15 protein-coding genes are annotated in these 15735 nt (G+C 68.1%); 11 read left to right on the forward strand and 4 right to left on the reverse strand.

Going from position 1 to position 15735, the window contains the following annotated elements:
• Positions 1–53 precede the first annotated feature (53 nt).
• From rseP to gloA, 8 genes are all read left to right on the forward strand, one after another.
• A complete protein-coding gene (gene rseP / locus ACWPN5_RS06385) occupies positions 54–1187 on the forward strand; it encodes an RIP metalloprotease RseP (protein WP_145685007.1) in 1134 nt (377 codons plus the stop codon).
• 29 nt (positions 1188–1216) lie between these two features.
• Positions 1217–3583, forward strand: coding sequence for an outer membrane protein assembly factor BamA (gene bamA, locus ACWPN5_RS06390; protein ID WP_145678213.1), 2367 nt, complete (start codon positions 1217–1219; stop codon positions 3581–3583).
• Between the two features lies 1 nt (position 3584).
• On the forward strand, positions 3585–4163 hold the full coding sequence (locus ACWPN5_RS06395) for an OmpH/Skp family outer membrane protein (RefSeq protein ID WP_145685021.1): 579 nt from the start codon (positions 3585–3587) through the stop codon (positions 4161–4163).
• Between the two features lie 196 nt (positions 4164–4359).
• Positions 4360–4830, forward strand: a complete 471-nt coding sequence (gene fabZ / locus ACWPN5_RS06400) for a 3-hydroxyacyl-ACP dehydratase FabZ (protein WP_014240160.1) — start codon at positions 4360–4362, stop codon at positions 4828–4830.
• Positions 4827–5615 carry an acyl-ACP--UDP-N-acetylglucosamine O-acyltransferase gene (gene lpxA / locus ACWPN5_RS06405; RefSeq protein WP_145685033.1) on the forward strand — a complete coding sequence of 263 codons (789 nt, stop codon included), beginning with the start codon at positions 4827–4829 and terminating at the stop codon, positions 5613–5615. Before fabZ ends, lpxA begins: the two co-directional genes overlap by 4 nt.
• A gap of 52 nt (positions 5616–5667) precedes the next feature.
• Positions 5668–6510, forward strand: a complete 843-nt coding sequence (locus ACWPN5_RS06410) for an LpxI family protein (RefSeq protein WP_200477634.1) — start codon at positions 5668–5670, stop codon at positions 6508–6510.
• Positions 6507–7727: a lipid-A-disaccharide synthase gene (gene lpxB / locus ACWPN5_RS06415; RefSeq protein WP_145685058.1), complete on the forward strand. Its 1221-nt coding sequence runs from the start codon at positions 6507–6509 to the stop codon at positions 7725–7727. Before ACWPN5_RS06410 ends, lpxB begins: the two co-directional genes overlap by 4 nt.
• A complete protein-coding gene (gene gloA / locus ACWPN5_RS06420) occupies positions 7724–8119 on the forward strand; it encodes a lactoylglutathione lyase (protein WP_094305990.1) in 396 nt (131 codons plus the stop codon). The genes lpxB and gloA overlap by 4 nt, the downstream gene beginning before the upstream one ends.
• Positions 8120–8125: 6 nt before the next feature.
• On the opposite strand, the gene ACWPN5_RS06425 is transcribed toward gloA, so the two are convergent.
• Positions 8126–8653, reverse strand: a complete 528-nt coding sequence (locus tag ACWPN5_RS06425) for a GNAT family N-acetyltransferase (protein WP_492294868.1) — start codon at positions 8651–8653, stop codon at positions 8126–8128.
• 121 nt (positions 8654–8774) lie between these two features.
• Between ACWPN5_RS06425 and ACWPN5_RS06430 the strand changes: the two genes are divergently transcribed.
• Positions 8775–9695 (forward strand): LysR substrate-binding domain-containing protein, encoded by a 921-nt coding sequence (locus tag ACWPN5_RS06430; protein WP_492294870.1) that lies wholly within the window; start codon positions 8775–8777, stop codon positions 9693–9695.
• A 56-nt stretch (positions 9696–9751) separates the two neighbouring features.
• Positions 9752–10360 carry a glutathione S-transferase family protein gene (locus ACWPN5_RS06435; RefSeq protein WP_492294872.1) on the forward strand — a complete coding sequence of 203 codons (609 nt, stop codon included), beginning with the start codon at positions 9752–9754 and terminating at the stop codon, positions 10358–10360.
• A gap of 4 nt (positions 10361–10364) precedes the next feature.
• Here ACWPN5_RS06435 and ACWPN5_RS06440 read toward each other — a convergent pair whose 3' ends face one another.
• From ACWPN5_RS06440 to gltX, 3 genes are all read right to left on the reverse strand, one after another.
• Complete coding sequence (locus ACWPN5_RS06440; protein ID WP_014240168.1) at positions 10365–10571, reverse strand: hypothetical protein; 207 nt, start codon at positions 10569–10571, stop codon at positions 10365–10367.
• Positions 10564–11877, reverse strand: coding sequence for a citrate synthase (gene gltA, locus ACWPN5_RS06445; RefSeq protein ID WP_059398731.1), 1314 nt, complete (start codon positions 11875–11877; stop codon positions 10564–10566). The genes ACWPN5_RS06440 and gltA overlap by 8 nt, the downstream gene beginning before the upstream one ends.
• A 94-nt stretch (positions 11878–11971) precedes the next feature.
• Positions 11972–13384 (reverse strand): glutamate--tRNA ligase, encoded by a 1413-nt coding sequence (gene gltX / locus ACWPN5_RS06450; protein ID WP_492294874.1) that lies wholly within the window; start codon positions 13382–13384, stop codon positions 11972–11974.
• 140 nt (positions 13385–13524) lie between these two features.
• On the opposite strand from gltX, the gene ACWPN5_RS06455 reads away from it, so the two are divergent.
• A complete protein-coding gene (locus ACWPN5_RS06455) occupies positions 13525–15726 on the forward strand; it encodes a ComEC/Rec2 family competence protein (protein ID WP_492294876.1) in 2202 nt (733 codons plus the stop codon).
• Positions 15727–15735: the final 9 nt, after the last annotated feature.

Genomic DNA, 15735 nt, shown 5'->3' on the forward strand with positions numbered 1-15735 from the left:
TCTTTTTCCGGACGCGGACCGCGACGGGGCTGCTCCGGGATGCAAAGGATGTGATGGACGTCATGGGCGGCTTCGGGACCACGCTTCTGTCTTTTCTGCTGGTCCTCACCGTGCTCGTGTTTGTGCACGAACTCGGCCACTACCTCGTGGCGCGCCGCAACGGTGTGCGCATCGAGGTTTTCTCCATCGGCTTCGGCCCCGAGCTGTTCGGCTGGACCGACCGCTCCGGCACGCGCTGGAAGTTCAGCGCCATCCCGCTCGGCGGCTACGTGAAGATGTTCGGCGACGCCGACCCGGCGAGCACGCCGGGCGCTCACACGCAGAGCATGAGCGCCGAGGAGCAGGCGGTCTCCTTCCACCACAAGCGGCTCGGCCAGCGGGCGGCCATTGTGGCGGCGGGTCCCATCGCGAATTTCCTGTTCGCCATCGTCGCCCTGACCATTCTGTTCGCCACCGCCGGCCAGTCCTTCACCCCGCCGGACGTCGGCGGCGTGCAGCCGGACAGCGCCGCGGAGCGCGCCGGGCTGCAGCCGGGCGACCTGATCGTTTCCATCAACGGCAGCGGCATCCAGCGATTCGAGGAAATCCGCCAGATCGTCTCCATGCAGCCGGGCGCGCCGCTGGAGATGGTCGTGCAGCGCGACGGGCGTTCGGTCAATCTGACGGCGACTCCGGACGTGCGCGAAGTCACCGACCGACTCGGCAACACGCACCGCATCGGCCAGCTCGGAATCATGCGCGGCGGGGCGGAAACGAAGCGCCACGACCCGCTGACCGCCCTGTGGCAGGCGGGCCGGGAGGTTGTCGGCATGGTGTCCGGCACCTTCGTGGCGCTCGGCCAGATGATCGAGGGATCGCGCGGCACCGAGGAGCTGGGCGGGCCGCTGCGCATCGCCCAGATGTCCGGCGAGGTCGCGCAATCCGGCTGGTACCCGCTGATCTGGTTCATGACCTTCCTGTCGGTGAACCTCGGCATGATCAATTTGTTTCCGGTTCCGCTGCTTGACGGCGGCCATCTGATGTTCTACGCCCTTGAAGGACTCCGTGGGCGTCCTCTCGGACCTAAAGCGCAAGAATACGGTTTCCGCATCGGGCTTGCTTTGGTATTAACGCTCATGGTTTTCGCCACGTGGAACGATCTCGTTCAGCTTCGCGTGGTGGATTTCTTTAGGGGGCTGATTTCCTGAGGGATGCCCCCAAAGCCAGGGAGCGAGCTTTGCGGGTGTCGAGCAGGGTTCTGGCGTTCGGCCTGATGGCCGGTTGCGCCATGACGACGGTTTCTCTTGCCCTTTCCCACGCAGCCTGGGCCCAGGCGGGCGCGCCCAATCCGGGGGCGGCGAAATCCGCCGCCTTCGGCGATGGGACGCTGGTGGCGCAGATGTTCTCGGGCGGCACCATCCGGGACATCCGGGTGGAGGGCGTCCAGCGCATCGAGCCGACGACGGTCCGCTCCTACCTCGCGGTGGCGCCCGGCGATCCCTTCGATCCCGACCGCATCGACCAGTCGCTGAAGGCCCTGTTCAACACGGGCCTGTTCGCCGACGTCGTGCTGAAGCGCGACGGCGACGCGCTGGTGGTGCAGGTGGCGGAAAACCCGATCATCAACCGCATCGCCTTCGAGGGGAACCGGCGCATCGAGAGGGAGAACCTGGAGAAGGAAATCCAGCTCCGTCCCCGCGTCGTTTACACCCGCACGCGCGTCCAGAGCGATGTGCAGCGCATCCTGGACATCTACCGCCGCCAGGGCCGCTTCGCCGCGACCGTCGAGCCGAAGATCATCCAGCTTGACCAGAACCGCGTCGATCTGGTGTTCGAGATCAACGAGGGTGTGCGCACCGGCGTGCGCAGCATCACCTTCATCGGCAACGAGAAGTTCTCCGACGGGACGCTGCGCGAGGCGATCCAGACGCGGGAAAGCGCCTGGTGGCGCTTCATGACGTCGGACGACAACTACGATCCCGACCGCCTGAACTACGACCGCGACCTGCTGCGCCGCTACTACCTCAAGGAAGGCTACGCCGATTTCCGCGTCGTCTCGGCCGTGGCGGAGCTGACGCCGGACCGCGAGGACTTCGTCATCACCTTCACGGTGGACGAGGGCGAGCGCTATAAGTTCGGCAAGATGGACATCAGCACCTCGCTGAAGGCGTTGGACCCGGAGCAGCTGCGCAGCGTGCTGAGCACGCGCGAAGGCGACTGGTACAACGCGCAGGAGGTGGAGAACACCATCACCAAGCTGTCCAACGCGGTCGGCGACCTGCAGTACGCCTTCGTGGACGTCCGTCCGCGCATCTCGCGCAACCGCGAGAACCAGACCATCGACATCGTCTACGACATCGTCGAGGGGCCGCGCGTCTTCGTGGAGCGCATCGACGTCACCGGCAACGTCCGCACGCTGGACAAGGTGGTCCGGCGCGAGATGCTGCTGTCCGAAGGCGACCCGTTCAGCACGACCAAGCTGCGCCGCTCCGAACAGCGCATCAAGGATCTCGGCTATTTCGAGCGCGTCAACATCACCACCGCGGAGGGCTCGGCGCCCGACCGCACCGTGATGAACGTCGAGGTGACCGAGCAGTCGACCGGTGAAATTTCCATCGGTGCCGGCTACTCGACCTCCGACGGTCCGCTGGCCGACTTCTCGATCCGCGAGCGCAACCTGTTGGGCCGCGGCCAGGACCTGCGCTTCGGCGCCACCGTGTCGGGCAGCCGCCAGGAATACGACGTCTCCTTCACCGAGCCGTACTTCCTCGACCGGGACCTCTCGGCCGGTTTCGACCTGTTCCGCATCACCCGCGACTACCAGGACGAAAGCTCCTTCGACGAGAAGAGCACCGGCATGGCCCTGCGCATGGGCTATCCGCTGACCGAGAACCTGCGCCAGCGCGTCTACTACCAGCTGCAGAACACCGACATCACCAGCGTTCCCAGCTCGGCGTCCCGCTACATCCAGGACCAGAAGGGCGCGCGCACGACGTCGCTGATCGGCCAGGAGCTGACCTACGACCGCCGCAACAGCCGTTTGAACCCGACGGAAGGCTACTACATCCGCCTGACGAACGATTTCGCCGGCGTGGGCGGCAACGCCCGCTTCCTGCGCAACCGTCTCGCCGGCGGCTATTACCTGCCGCTGTTCGACGACAGCTGGGTGCTCAGCACCACGGGCGAGGTCGGCTACATCGTCGGCATCGGCAAGGACGTCTTCCTGTCCGACCGCTTCTTCCTGGGCGGCGACACGCTGCGCGGCTTCAACACCGCCGGCATCGGCCCGCGCGACCTGCGCACCGGTGACGCCCTGGGCGGCACCCGCTACTACCGCGGTTCGGTGGAGATGAGCTTCCCGGTCGGCCTGCCCGAGGAATTCGGGCTGAAGGGCCACGCCTTCTCCGACGTCGGCACGCTGGGCAAGGTCGACATCAATGACCCGCTCGTCCCCGACGACGAATCGGTCCGCCTGTCGGTCGGCACCGGCCTGTCCTGGCGCTCGCCCTTCGGGCCGATCCGCCTTGACTTTGCGGTCCCGATTATCAAGGAAGATTACGACAAGAAAGAGATCTTCCGCTTCAGCTTTGGAACCAGGTTCTAACATGCAGTTCAGCAAGCTCAGGGCGCTGGTCGCCGCCGGTGCGGTGATGGCGGGCGTCGCGATGGCGACGCCGTCCTTCGCCGAAGACAAGCCGACCGACAACCTCAAGGCGCCGGTCATCGCGGTGGTCGACGTGCAGAAGATCATGCAGGAGTCGAACGCCTCCAAGGGCGTCTCGAAGTCCTTCGAATCGCTGCGCGAGACCTACCAGAAGGAAATCGCCTCGCTGGAGGACAAGCTTCGCAAGTCCGAAGAGGAACTGCGCAAGCAGCAGACCGTGCTGGCCCCGGACGCGCTGGCCACCAAGCGCCGCGACTTCGAGAAGCAGGTCGGCGAGGTCCAGAAGACGGTGCAGAGCCGCAAGCGCGCCCTGGAGAACGCGCTGAACGAGGCGATGGCCGTCGTCCACAAGAACATGGTGGAGATCGTGGCCGATGTCGCGCGCGAGCGCGGCGCCAACCTGGTTCTCGCCCGCCAGCAGTTCGTCCTGGTCGACACCCAGCTCGACGTCACCGACGTGGTGCTGGAGCGGGTGAACAAGAAGCTGCCCCAGGTCGCGCTGACCGTTCCCAAGCAGTAAGGCGCGTCGGAACGAGCCGCCACGCTTCCGCAGGGAGGCGTGGCGGCTTTTTGTTTGCGCGAAGGGCGGAGCCGGAAAGCCGTCGGCGTCGGGATTGCCAAATCCTTGGAAATGGGGCACAAGGGGCGACGTCCCGTGCCGCCGCAGGCGCGGCGCAGGGCGTTCTCGTGGATTTTGAAAGGCGGGCGGCCGGACCATGGATGTGACGGCGGACAACAAGAAGATAGCCGACCTCGACATCATGCGGATCATGGAAATGATCCCGCATCGCTATCCGATTCTGATGATCGACCGGGTGATCGACATCACTCTGGGCGAAAGCGCCACCGGCGTGAAGAACGTCACCATCAACGAGCCGTTCTTCCAGGGGCACTTCCCATCGCGGCCGGTGATGCCGGGCGTGATGATCATCGAGGCGATGGCGCAGACCTCCGCCGTGCTGGTGGTCGCCACGCTGGGCAAGGAGTCCGAGGGCAAGCTGGTCTACTTCATGACCGTGGACGAGGCGCGCTTCCGTCGCCCGGTCACCCCCGGCGACACCATCCACATCCATGTGAGCAAGCAGCGCCAGCGCGCCAACGTGTGGAAGTTCAAGGGCGAGGCCAAGGTCAACGGTGTCCTGGTCGCCGAAGCCGTCTATTCCGCCATGATCCTGGACGAGAAATGAGCGTTTCCATTCACCCGACGGCGGTCGTCGATCCGGCCGCCAAGCTGGGCGAAGACGTTTCCATCGGTCCCTTCTGCGTGGTCGGGCCGGATGTCCAACTCGGCGACCGCGTGCGCCTGACCTCCCACGTGGTGGTCGAGGGCCGCACGCTCATCGGCGGAGACTCGGTCATCTACCCGTTCGCGTCCATCGGCCACCGCCCGCAGGACCTGAAGTTCAAGGGCGAGCCGTCCGAGCTGATCATCGGGCGCAACAACCAGATCCGCGAGCATGTCACCATGAGCCCCGGCACCGAGGGCGGCGGCATGGTCACGCGGGTCGGCGACAACGGCCTGTTCATGGTCGGTGTTCACATCGCCCACGACTGCGTCGTCGGCAACAACGCGGTTCTGGCGAACAACGCCACGCTGGCCGGCCACGTCCATCTGGGCGACTTCGTGACCATCGGCGGTCTGTCGGCGGTCCGCCAGTTCGTCCGCATCGGCTCGCACGCCATGATCGGCGGCATGTCCGGCGTGGAGAAGGACGTGATCCCTTACGGCCTCGTCATGGGCGACCGCGCCCGTCTGGCCGGCCTGAACCTCGTCGGGCTGGAGCGTCGCGGCTTCCAGAAGGACGAGATCCACGCCCTGCGCGCCGCTTATCGCCTGCTCTTCGGCAACGAGGGCACCTTCGCCGAGCGCATGGAAGAGGTCGGGCGCGACATGGGGCAGCAGACGTTGGTCGCCGACGTGCTGACCTTCGCGCGCGCCTCGCGGTCGCTCTGCCAGCCGCGCGAGGGCTGAGGGGCCTTCACGCTCCTCTTTTTATGTTCTGATTCCTGGGAGAGTCCTGGCCATGTCGCAGCCTCTTCCCAAGCTCGGCATCCTGGCGGGTGGCGGCACCCTGCCGGCCCGCATCGCCGCCGCGGTGCGCGGCCAGGGGCGCGAGGTCTTTGTCGTGGCCTTCGACGGCCACACCGACCCCGCCACCGTCGCAGGCCTTCCCCATCTGTGGAGCCGCTTCGGCGCCGCCGGCAGCATCATCGACCGGTTGAAGAAGGAAAAGGTGACGGAGTTGGTCTTCGCCGGTCCGGTGCGCCGGCCGTCCTTCACCGAACTGCTGCCCGACTGGTACACCACCAAGTTCCTCGCCAAGGTCGGCACCCGCGCGCTCGGCGACGACGGGCTGCTGCGCTCCGTCGCGCGTGAACTCGAAGGGGAGGGGTTCCGCGTCGTCGGTCTGCACGACCTGCTTGGCGAGATTCTGACCCCGTCCGGGCCGGTGGGCCGGCTGCGGCCGGACGCCGAGGCGGAGCGCGACATCGCCCGCGCCGTCGAGGTCGCCCGCGCGCTCGGCGCGCTCGACGTCGGACAGGGGGCCGTGGTTCAGCAGGGGCTTGTGCTCGCCGTGGAAGCCATCGAGGGAACCGACGCGATGCTGGCCCGCTGCGCCGGGCTGGCGCGCCCCGGGGCGGGCGGCGTTCTGGTCAAGGTGAAGAAGCCGCAGCAGGACCGCCGCCTCGACCTGCCCACCATGGGGGTGACGACCGTGGAGAACGCCGCCCGTGCCGGTCTGCGCGGCATCGCGGTCGAGGCGGGCGGCAGCCTGCTGGTGGACCGCGCCGCGGTGGCCGAGACCGCCGACCGGCTGGGTCTCTTCGTCGTCGGCATCACCGTTGTGTCGGAGACCCGGTCGTGAGCGATCCGCTGATTTTCCTGATCGCCGGGGAGCCCTCCGGCGACGCGCTGGGCGCGCGGCTGATGGCCGCCTGCAAGCGGCTGACCGGCGGGCGGGTGCGCTTCGCCGGCATCGGTGGCGAGAAGATGGTCGCGGAGGGGCTGGACAGCCTGTTCCCGATGGGCGAGCTGACCCTGTTCGGCGTGTTCGAGCTGCTGCCCCATCTGCCGAACCTGCTGCGCCGCATCGACCAGACGGTCGCCGAGATCCTGCGGCTGCGGCCCGACGCGGTGGTGGGCATCGATTCGCCGGGCTTCACGGTGCGGGTGTCCAAGCGGGTCAAGGCTCAGGCGCCGGACATCCCGCTGATCCATTACGTGGCGCCCACCGTCTGGGCGTGGAAGCCGAAGCGCGCCGCCAAATACGCGGCGATCTACGATCACCTGCTGGCCATCCTGCCCTTCGAGCCGCCCTATTTCGAGAAGGAGGGGCTTCCCTGCACCTTCGTCGGCCATTCGGTGGTGGAGAGCGGCGCCGGGCATGGCGACGCGCGGCGCTTCCGCGAGGCCCACGGGCTGGCACCGGATGCGCGGATCGTCGCCGTCCTGCCGGGGAGCCGGAAGGGCGAGGTGTCCCGCCTCCTCCCCGATTTCCGCGCCACGCTGGAGCGCTTGCTGCCGTCTCATCCGGAACTGGTCGCCGTTGTGCCGACCGTGGCAACGGTGCGCGACCGCGTCGCGTCGGAGGTGGCGGGTTGGCCGCTGCGCACCATCCTCGTCGAAGGTGACGGTCCGAAGTACGACGCCTTCGCGGCGGCGGAGGCCGCGCTGGCGGCATCCGGAACGGTGGCGCTGGAGCTGGCGCTGGCCCGCCTGCCGACGGTGATCGCCTACCGCCTCAACCCGGTGACGGTGGCCTTGTACCGGCGGCTGATCCGGGTCAAATACGTCAATCTGGTCAATCTGATGCTCGACCGCATGCTGGTGCCGGAACTGCTTCAGCAGGACTGCCGTCCCGACCGGCTGGCGTCCGAATTGGGCCGCCTGCTCGACGATCCCGCCGCCCGCGCGACGCAGATCGACGGGGTGGCGGAGGTGGCGCGCTGGCTGGGGCAGGGCGGAACGCCACCCAGCGAACGCGCCGCCCAGGTCGTGCTGGAGGTTGCCGCCGGTCGGTCGGGCCGGACGAATCCGGAAAAGACTAGAGCGCAAGAACCCGCTTGGGAGAAGAGACCATGAGCCAATTCCGCCTGCTGCACACGATGCTCCGGGTCTATGATCTGGAGAAGTCGCTGGACTTCTACACCCGCCTGCTCGGCATGAAGCTGCTGCGCCGCAACGACTATGAAGGCGGGCGCTTCACGCTGGCCTTCGTTGGCTACGGCGACGAGAAGGACACCGCTGTCCTGGAACTGACCCACAACTGGGACCAGGCGGAGCCCTATGAGATTGGCACCGCCTACGGCCACATCGCGCTGGGCGTGCCGGACATCTATGCCACCTGCGAGCAGCTCGCCAAGGAAGGCGTCAAGATTCCGCGCCCGCCCGGCCCGATGAAGCACGGCACCACCGTGATCGCCTTCATCGAGGACCCGGACGGCTACAAGGTCGAACTGATCGAGACGAAGTAAGCGGTCTCACAGCGTTTTGTAGAAGAGGACGGTGTCATGGAAGGCGCCGTCCGCTTCCACGGTGTAGCCAGGGATCAGCCCGGCGCGCCGCCAGCCCGTCGCTTCATAAAAGGGCTCGCCACGGTCGCCCTTCAGCGTGTCGAGCACCAGCAGCGACCGCCCCAATAAGCGGGCCGTGTCCTCCACCGCCGCCATCAGCCGCCGCGCGACTCCGTTCCGCCGGTGACGGGTGAAGACGAGCAGCTTCTGCACCTCGGCGCGGTGCGCGCCATTCGGCTTGGTGCAGAGCGCCAACTGAACGCTTCCCAGCAACTCTCCCTCCGTCCCGCGGGCGATCAGCAGACGGTGCGCGCCACCGGAAAGCTGGGCGGCCACCCCGTCCCAGAACGCCCGCCTCCAGTGCGGTTCCAGCGGGGCGTGGTAGCCGACCGAGGCGCCGCTGTTCACAGCGTCTTCCAGAAGGGTTTCAAGCTCCACCCGCAGGCGGTGATTGTCGAGGGCGGAGACGTCGGTGATGGCCAAGTGGGTCGTCATGGGAAGCGCCGGGATGGTTCTGTTCGTGCCCCAAGCCTGCCCGCCGCTTCATCGGTCCACAATTGACTTCGCAGGGCAGGGGTGTGAGGAATCCTCACAGCGAAACCCAGCCGTCTCACCGATGCCGCGTCTTCCTTTCACCGCCCTGGCCGCCTTTGAGGCGGCGTCCCGGCACGGCAGCATGACCCGCGCCGCCGACGAGCTTGGCTTGACCCACGGCGCGGTCAGCCGTCAGGTGGGCGATCTGGAGAAGCGGCTGAAGGTCCGTCTGTTCGAGCGCACCCCGCAGGGGCTTCTTCTGACCGACGCCGGGCGCGACCTCGCGCAGGCCTGCACCGCCGGTTTGGGCCGGGTTCAGGAGAGCTGGGACCGCATCGCCGGGCAAGGGCCGGAGCGGCTGCGCGTTGCCGCTCCGCGCACCTGGGCCGCCTTGTGGCTGGTGCCGCGGCTGGGGCGCTTCCTGGACCACCGGACGGACCTGCGGCTGGACATCGAGGGTGGCAACACCGACCGTGTGTCGGAAGCCGAGGCCGGCTGGGCCGTCATCCGCTACGTGCGCGGCGGCGATCCGGGCCCGGAAGGGGCGCTTCTGTCGGAGGAGTCGCTGGTCCCGGTCTGTGCGCCGTCGCTGGCCGAACGGCTGTCCGGTCCGGCCGACCTGGCCCGCCGGACGCTGCTGCATTACCAGGCGTCGCCGGACTGGAGCCTGTGGGGCGCTGGCAGTGGGCTCAGTCTGGATGGAGCAGGCAGCCTGAGCTTTTCGGAATCGGTGATGGTGATCCAGGCGGCGATGGCCGGGCAGGGGATCGCGCTGGGGCGCCCATCGCTGGTGCTGGAGGCCCTGGAGGCCGGACGGCTCGTCGTCCCCTTTGGGCCGGCGGTGTCCTGCGGCGACCGCTATGTGCTGACCGCCCCGGCTGAAGGGCGCGGGCGCGGCGTGCTCCGCGCCTTCCGGCACTGGCTGCTGGCAGAAGCCGCAACGGATCGGATGCGGCTGGAGCGGCTCGGCGTACCGCTTCCGCAGGGCCGCGCTGGCGCCTGATTCCGTTTCGTGTTTATATCCGCCATCGGATGGATTTGGAGCGGAGACACGCCCCCATGCTGCGCCTTTACGACAACCTGTCTTCCGGAAACGGCTACAAGTGCCGGATTCTGCTGCACAAGCTGGGCATCGCCTATGAACGGATCGAGCTGGACATCGACCGGGCGGAGACCCGCACACCGGAATTCCTGGCCCGCAATCCGAACGGCCGCATTCCGACGCTGCAATTGGAAGACGGCAGCCATCTGCCGGAATCCAACGCCATCCTCTGGTATCTGGCGGAGGGCACACCTTACCTGCCCGACGACCGAGAGGGACGCGCGCGGGTCCTGCAATGGATGTTCTTCGAGCAGTACAGCCACGAACCGAACGTCGCGACGGTGCGCTTCTGGATCACGCACCATGTGGAGATGACGGAGGAGCGCAAGCTGGGGCTGGTGACCAAGCGCCGGCTCGGCTACGACGCGCTGGGCGTCATGGAGGGGCATCTGGCGGAGCGCCGCTTTTTCGTGGGCGATCGCTTCAGCATCGCCGACATCGCGCTCTATGCCTACACGCATGTGGCGGAGGAGGGTGGGTTCGACCTGTCCGGCTATCCGGCGGTGCGCACATGGATGGAGCGTGTGGCGGCGGAAGGGCCGCACATCCCGATCACCCAGGGCTAGACGGTCAGATCAGCACCACCGCGGCGATCATCGCCACAATCACCGCATAGAAGACGATGCGGCGAAGCCGCCGCGAGAGCGGCGGCTTGTTGTCGTTCGCGGCGGGCTGGCCCTGACGGACCCGCCGCGCCGGAACGATGAACGCAGCCGGGCTGCGGGCGGCTCCGTCGGAGCCGCCCGTCCCGATGTGTGCTGTCGGCCGGTTAGCCACGCTCGGCCAGCGGGATGAAGTCCCGCTTGGTCGCACCGGTGTAGAGCTGACGCGGACGGCCGATCTTCTGGACCGGGTCCTCGATCATCTCCTTCCACTGGGAGATCCAGCCGACGGTGCGCGCCACGGCGAACAGCACGGTGAACATGCTGGTCGGGAAGCCCATCGCCTTCAGGATGATGCCCGAGTAGAAGTCGACGTTCGGGTACAGCTTCTTCTCGACGAAGTACGGGTCCTCGAGGGCGATCTTCTCCAGCTCCATCGCGATGTCGAGGAGCGGCTCGTCCTTGATGCCCAGTTCGGCCAGAACCTCATGGCAGGTCTTGCGCATGACCTGGGCGCGCGGGTCGTAGTTCTTGTAGACCCGGTGGCCGAAGCCCATCAGGCGGAAGTTGTCGTTCTTGTCCTTGGCGCGGCGGACGATCTCCGGGATGCGATCGACCGAGCCGATCTCCTCAAGCATCTTCAGCACGGCCTCGTTGGCGCCGCCATGGGCCGGACCCCACAGCGAGGCGATGCCGGCGGCGATGCAGGCGAACGGGTTGGCGCCCGACGAACCGGCCAGACGGACGGTCGAGGTCGAGGCGTTCTGCTCGTGGTCGGCGTGCAGGATGAAGATCTTGTCCATGGCCTTGGACAGGACCGGGTTGACCTTGTACGGCTCGCACGGCGTGCCGAAGGTCATGTAGAGGAAGTTCTCGGCGTAGGACAGGTCGTTGCGCGGGTACATGAACGGCTGGCCGACCGAGTACTTGTAGGCCATCGCGGCGATCGCCGGGATCTTGGCGATCAGGCGGTGCGCGGCGATCTTGCGCTGCACCGGGTCCTCGATGTCCGTCGAGTCGTGGTAGAAGGCCGACAGCGCGCCGACCACGCCGCAGAGAACCGCCATCGGGTGGGCGTCGCGGCGGAAGCCGCTGTAGAAGCGGGTCAGCTGCTCGTGCACCATCGAGTGGCCGCGCAGGATGCCCTCGAACTCTTCCTTCTCGGCGGCGTTCGGCAGGTGGTTGTTGAGGAGGAGGAAGCAGACCTCCGGGAAGGTCGCGTGCTCGGCGAGGTCGTCGATGGCGTAACCGCGGTGCAGCAGGATACCCTCATCACCGTCGATGTAGGTGATCTTGGACTCGCAGCTGCCCGTCGAAGTGAAACCCGGATCGTAGGTGAAACAACCGGTCTCGGCGTAGAGCTTGCGGATGTCGATCACGTCCGGACCCGTGCTTCCCTTCATCACGGGCAGGCTGACCTGCTTGCCAGTCCGGTTGTCGATCAGGGTGAAGGTATCGGCCTTGTCCGCGGTTTGGGTCATCTCGGCACGTCCTTATCTTTAGGGTTGGGGCTTAACGCCCTTTTCGAATGCGCGCAGCATAGTTCTATGCCGGGCGGATATCAACGCACGGAAGTTATCCCCGTGCTGCAGTTGCGGCATCCTTCATCCGGGCCAGCGTTTCCGCGCGGCCGAGGATCTCGGCCACCTCGAAGATGGGCGGCGACACGGTGGAACCGGTGAGCGCGGCGCGCAGCGGCTGGGCGATCTTGCCCAGCTTCTCGCCCCGCTCCTCGGCGAAGGCGCGCACCAGCCCTTCGAGGGCGGCGGCGGTGAAGTCGGCTTCGGCCTCGAAGCGCGTGGCGAGGTCGGTCAGGACGCCGCGGCCCTTCTCGTCCAACAGCGCCGCGGCCTTCTCGTCCATCGCCAGCGGACGCGCGGCGAGGTAGAAGCGGGCGCTCTGGGCGAGATCGACCACGGTGCGGGCGCGCTGCTTCAGCCCGTTCATGGCGCGGGTCAGCAGGTCGCGTTCCAACTCGGTCAGCGCGCGGCCAAGCTCGGCCTCCAGCCGCGGGGCGGCCAGACCCACGAGGCGGGCGTCGTCGGCCTGCCGCATGTAATGGGCGTTCAGGTTCTCCAGCTTGGCGAAATCGAAGCGCGAGGGGGAGCGCCCGATGCCCTCCAGGTTGAACCACTCCACGGCCTGTTCGGTCGAGATGATCTCGTCGTCGCCGTGTCCCCAGCCGAGCCGCAGCAGGTAGTTGCGGATCGCCTCCGGCAGGTAACCCATGTCGCGGTAGGCGTCGACGCCGAGCGCGCCGTGGCGCTTCGACAGCTTCGCGCCGTCCGGACCGTGGATCAGCGGGATGTGGCCGAACTCCGGCAGGTCCCAGCCCATGGCGTTGAAGATCTGGATCTGGCGGAAGGTGTTGGTCAGATGGTCGTCGCCGCGGATGACGTGGGTCACGCCCATGTCGTGGTCGTCCACCACCACCGCCAGCAGATAGGTCGGGGTGCCGTCGGCGCGCAGCAGGATCAGGTCGTCGAGCTGGGCGTTCTGCACCGTCACCTCGCCCTGGACGCGGTCCTTCAGGACCGTTTCGCCCTCCTGCGGCGCTTTCAGGCGGATCACCGGCTTCACGCCCGCCGGCGCCTCCGACGGGTCGCGGTCGCGCCAGCGCCCGTCGTAGCGCACCGGCTGGCCAGCGGCCTTCTGGGCGGCGCGCATCTCCTCCAGCTCCTCGGGGCTCGCGTAGCAGTAATAGGCGCGGCCGGCGGCCAGCATCTGCTGCGCCACCTCGGCGTGGCGGTCCTTGCGGGCGAACTGGCTGACCGCGTCGCCGTCCCAGTCGAGGCCGAGCCAGGACAGACCGTCGAGGATGGCGTCCACCGCGGCGTCCGTCGAGCGCTGGCGGTCGGTGTCCTCGATGCGCAGCAGGTACGTGCCGCCGTTGCGGCGGGCGTACAGCCAGTTGAACAGCGCGGTGCGGGCACCGCCGATGTGGAGAAAGCCGGTGGGCGACGGGGCGAAACGGGTGACGACGGTCATGGGTGGCTCAATTCCAGGTTCGGCGCTGCTACAGTGCTGCGGCCGCCGCGCTGTGGCTGCTGCGGTGCGACTGCGGTGGTGCGGTGGTGTAACACATTAACGGCGCCGGAGGCATTTGCCTTGCGCGCATAGGCGACAGTATGGCCCACGGGGTTGAAGAGGGCGTAGCCGGAGGTTTGGCGGCGGAGGAGGGCGATGCCGCCCCTGTCCGTCGCGGCGTCGGCGCGCGCCTTTCCACGGCGGCGGTGGAGTGTCTCGCCGCGGAGCGGGAGCGCTGGGCGCTGTGGCTGCCGGTGGGGACCGGGGCGGGCGTGGCGCTGTATTTCGGCCTGCCCGCCGAGCCGCCGCTCTGGCTGGGGCCGGGCGCGGCGGTCGGTTGTCTGCCTCTGCTCTGGCTGGCGCGGCGGCGTCTGGCGCCGGTGGTTCTGCTGCTGGCGCTGTTGAGCGTCGCTCTGGGCTTCGCCGCGGCGCAACTCCACAGCGTGGCGGCGATGGCGCCGATGCTGACGCGCGAGCTTGGGCCGGTGCAGGTCACCGGGCGGGTGCTGGCGGTCGAGCGGCAGCCCACCGGCACGCGGCTGATGATCGGGGAGCCGACGGTGGAGCGGCTGGCCCCGGAGGCGACGCCGGAGCGGGTCCGCCTGCATCTGCCGGCCAAGGTGGCACCGCCGGAGGCCGGGACGGTGGTCCGGCTGCGCGCCATGCTCCACCCGCCGGCCGCTCCGGCGGAGCCGGGGGCCTTCGACCTGCAGCGGCGCGCCTATTTCGAGGGCTTCGGCGCGGTCGGCTTCGTCATGGGCGCCCCCGTCGCTCAGGAGGCGCCGCCGCCCAGTGGCTGGCGCCGGGTGACCGTGGCCTTCGAGCGCGCGCGCGCCGCCATCGCCGAGCGGGTGCGCGCCATCGTGGCCAACTCCGCGGAGGCCAGCGTCACCGCCGCCTTGCTGAACGGCGACGCGGCGGCGATTCCCGAACCGATGATGGACGCCTTCCGCGACAGCGGTCTGGCCCACCTTCTGTCCATCTCCGGCCTCCACGTGGGCATCGCCGCGGGCATCGTCTTCTGGGTGGTGCGGGCGTTGTTGGCGCTGGTTCCCTGGATCGCGCTGCGCTGGCCGATCAAGAAGATCGCGGCGCTGGCCGGCATCCTGTCGGCGATCCTCTACACGCTGCTGGTGGGGGCGCCACTGCCGACGCTGCGGTCGGTGCTGATGACCGGCCTCGTCATGGGAGCGGTGATCGCCGACCGGTCGCCGATCAGCATGCGTCTGGTCGCCTTTGCCGGCATCGTCACCGTCCTCTACGACCCGGAGGGGATGCTGGGGCCGAGCTTCCAGATGTCCTTCGCGGCGGTCGTCGCCCTGATCGCCGCCTTCGAACGTTTCACGCCCTGGGCGGTGAGCCGGCGGCGCGAGATGGGCTGGCTCGGCAAGGGGGTGATGGCGCTGGGCGGAATCGTCTTTTCCAGCGTGGTGGCGACGGTCGCGACGACGCCCTACGGGCTCTACCATTTCCAACAGGTCGCCTTTTACGGCGTGCTGTCCAACATGGTGGCGATCCCCATCACGACGGTGTGGATCATGCCCTTCAGCCTGCTGTCCTACCTGCTGCTGCCCTTCGGGCTGGAGGGGCCGGCGGTGACGGCGATGAGCTGGGGCGTCCGGCTGGTCATCGAGACGGCGGAGCGGACCGCCGCGCTGCCCGGAGCGACGGCGTTCCTTCCAGCCATGCCGGACGCGGCCATCGCCGCCATCACATCGGGCGGGCTGTGGCTGGCCATCTGGACAAGGCGCTGGCGCTGGTTGGGGGTGGTCGCGGTGGTGGGCGGGCTGGTTGCTCCGGCCGTCGCGCTGCGACCCGACATCCTGGTGTCGGAGGACGGAAAACTGATGGCCGTGCGCGGTGCTGAGGGGATTCTCAGCCTGTCCACCGCCAGCGACGGCCGGGTCGCCAACACGTGGAGGCGGCGCGACGGCATGGAGAAGCCGGAGGAGACGGCCGGTCAGGATGTCTGGCCGCTTGCCGGGGTCAGCCTGGACGGGCGGCTGCGCTGCGACGCTCTGGGATGCCTGTACCGCGCGCAGGGAAAGACCGTGGCGCTGCTGCGCCAGCCGGACGCCTTGCCCGAGGATTGCGCGGTGGCCGATGCGGTGGTGACCGCGAGCCCGTCGCGCGGGTGCCGGGCGCCGCTGGTCATCGACCGTTGGCGCCTGCGTCGGGAGGGCGCGCAAGCCCTTTACCTGTCGAACAAGGGAATCCGGGTCGAGAGCGTGCGCGACCAGCGCGGCGACCGTCCTTGGACAATGGGGGGAAAGCTGCCCGATAGAAAGACCGGGGCGCGCTGAACCGTCGCC

It is taken from the genome of Azospirillum sp. UENF 211521, from assembly GCF_058780535.1.

Excerpts from the sequence above, each read along its gene's own strand:
- ACWPN5_RS06455 (WP_492294876.1), top strand. The coding sequence starts at position 13,525 with ATGGCCCACGGGGTTGAAGAGGGCGTAGCCGGAGGTTTGGCGGCGGAG.
- rseP (WP_145685007.1), top strand. The coding sequence starts at position 54 with ATGGACGTCATGGGCGGCTTCGGGACCACGCTTCTGTCTTTTCTGCTG.
- ACWPN5_RS06410 (WP_200477634.1), top strand. The coding sequence starts at position 5,668 with ATGTCGCAGCCTCTTCCCAAGCTCGGCATCCTGGCGGGTGGCGGCACC.
- gltX (WP_492294874.1), bottom strand. The coding sequence starts at position 13,384 with ATGACCGTCGTCACCCGTTTCGCCCCGTCGCCCACCGGCTTTCTCCAC.
- ACWPN5_RS06395 (WP_145685021.1), top strand. The coding sequence starts at position 3,585 with ATGCAGTTCAGCAAGCTCAGGGCGCTGGTCGCCGCCGGTGCGGTGATG.
- gloA (WP_094305990.1), top strand. The coding sequence starts at position 7,724 with ATGAGCCAATTCCGCCTGCTGCACACGATGCTCCGGGTCTATGATCTG.
- ACWPN5_RS06435 (WP_492294872.1), top strand. The coding sequence starts at position 9,752 with ATGCTGCGCCTTTACGACAACCTGTCTTCCGGAAACGGCTACAAGTGC.
- fabZ (WP_014240160.1), top strand. The coding sequence starts at position 4,360 with ATGGATGTGACGGCGGACAACAAGAAGATAGCCGACCTCGACATCATG.
- ACWPN5_RS06430 (WP_492294870.1), top strand. The coding sequence starts at position 8,775 with ATGCCGCGTCTTCCTTTCACCGCCCTGGCCGCCTTTGAGGCGGCGTCC.
- ACWPN5_RS06425 (WP_492294868.1), bottom strand. The coding sequence starts at position 8,653 with ATGACGACCCACTTGGCCATCACCGACGTCTCCGCCCTCGACAATCAC.
- lpxA (WP_145685033.1), top strand. The coding sequence starts at position 4,827 with ATGAGCGTTTCCATTCACCCGACGGCGGTCGTCGATCCGGCCGCCAAG.
- gltA (WP_059398731.1), bottom strand. The coding sequence starts at position 11,877 with ATGACCCAAACCGCGGACAAGGCCGATACCTTCACCCTGATCGACAAC.